Origin of the sequence: Thauera phenylacetica B4P, from assembly GCF_000310225.1 — a bacterium.
GTDB classification, from domain to species: Bacteria; Pseudomonadota; Gammaproteobacteria; order Burkholderiales; family Rhodocyclaceae; genus Thauera; species Thauera phenylacetica.
Window position 1 is genome coordinate 1 of the sequence record NZ_AMXF01000426.1, and the last position, 1,736, is coordinate 1,736.

Sequence of the window (1,736 nt, forward strand, 5' to 3'; positions counted from 1 at the left end):
AAGACGTCCTCGCCCACGCGCTCGGCGGCGCCGGGCACGTGGGCCATGGCGAGGCGCAGCTCGTCGAGGGTGAACTGCGGCAGGTCGCAGCCCTTGAGCTCGGCTGCGCGCACCGCGAGCGCCACGGCCTCGTGCGCGTCGCGGAAGGGCAGGCCCTGCTTGACCAGGTAGTCGGCGAGGTCGGTGGCGGTGGCGTAGCCCTGGCTGAGCGCGCCGCGCATGGCCTCGGCCTTGACGCGGATGCCGCCGATCATGTCGGCGTAGATGCGCAGGGTGTCGATGACCGTGTCGGCGGTGTCGAACAAGGGTTCCTTGTCTTCCTGGTTGTCCTTGTTGTAGGCCAGCGGCTGGCCCTTCATCAGGGTGAGCAGGGCGATCAGGCTGCCGTTGACGCGGCCGGTCTTGCCGCGCACCAGCTCGGGCACGTCGGGGTTCTTCTTCTGCGGCATGATCGAAGAGCCGGTGCAGAATCGGTCGGCGAGGTCGATGAAGCCCACGCGCGGGCTCATCCACAGGATCAGCTCTTCGGACAGCCGCGACAGGTGGGTCATCAGCAGCGCGCTGGCGGCGCAGAATTCGATCGCGAAGTCGCGGTCGCTGACGGCGTCGAGCGAGTTGTAGCAGACCTCGTCGAAGCCGAGCTCGGAAGCGACGAACTCGCGGTCGATCGGGTAGCTGGTGCCGGCGAGCGCCGCCGAGCCCAGCGGCAGGCGGTTGACTCGCTTGCGGCAATCCGCGAAGCGCTCCGCGTCGCGCCGGCTCATCTCGTAATAGGCCATCAGGTGGTGGCCGAAGGTCACCGGTTGCGCCACCTGCAGGTGGGTGAAGCCGGGCATGGGCGTGCCGGCGTGGGCCTCGGCGACCTCGAGCAGGCGGGCCTGGAACTCGGCGATGAGCGCGAGGATGCGGTCGATCGCGTCGCGCAGCCACAGGCGGATGTCGGTGGCGACCTGGTCGTTGCGGCTGCGCCCGGTGTGCAGGCGTTTGCCCGCGTCGCCCACGAGCGCGGTGAGGCGCTTCTCGATGTTGAGGTGCACGTCCTCGTCGTCGAGGTTCCAGGCGAACTCGCCGCGCTCGATCTCGGCGGCGATCTGCGCCATGCCGCGCTCGATGTCGGCGAGGTCGTGGGCGCCGATGATGCCCTGGCGGGCGAGCATCTTCGCGTGCGCGAGCGAGCCGCGGATGTCCTGCGCGGCCATGCGCTGGTCGAAGGACACGCTGGCGGTGTAGCGCTTGACCAGATCGGAGACGGGTTCGGAGAAGCGGCCGGACCAGGCCTTGGTGCTCGTGTCGGCGGCTGCGTTGGCGCCGGCGGTCGGCGTCGTGGTGTCTGTCATAATCGGGGCGTTGAGTACGAGAAGGCCGGCCTTGCGCTGCCGGCCCGGCATGGGACGATCAAGGGAAAGGGCGCCGCGCGGGCGGCGCGAAAAGATGGCCGAAAGTATAAAGCAAAAGCCCTCCGCGCTCGGCGCGCCCGGCCTGCCCGACTTCCGCAACCTGGGGGTCATGCTGCGCGTGCTGCTGGCGGTGAACCTCTTCGCCGCACTTACTGTGGCGATCCGGCTCGAGGAGCCCGGCCGGCTCGTCGAGGAGCTCGCGCTGATAGCCGGGCGGGTCGAGCTCCCGCTGCTGCTGTGCGTGGTCCTGCTCTACCTTGGCGCGCCCGGGCTGGGCGCGCTGCCGGTCGCGGCCGGTCGCGGCGCGGTGCTCGTGCTCGCGAGCCTGGCGGCGATTGC

General features: G+C 70.0%; 1 protein-coding gene and 1 pseudogene. One reads left to right on the forward strand and one right to left on the reverse strand.

From position 1 onward, the window contains the following. Nucleotides 1-1,337, reverse strand: a 1,337-nt coding sequence (gene argH / locus C667_RS22720) for an argininosuccinate lyase (protein WP_039922910.1), incomplete at its 3' end; no start/stop codon positions are given. 94 nt (nucleotides 1,338-1,431) lie between these two features. Here argH and C667_RS22725 point away from each other — a divergent pair. Further along, nucleotides 1,432-1,736 (forward strand): annotated as a pseudogene (locus C667_RS22725) (sensor histidine kinase); the annotation flags it as partial.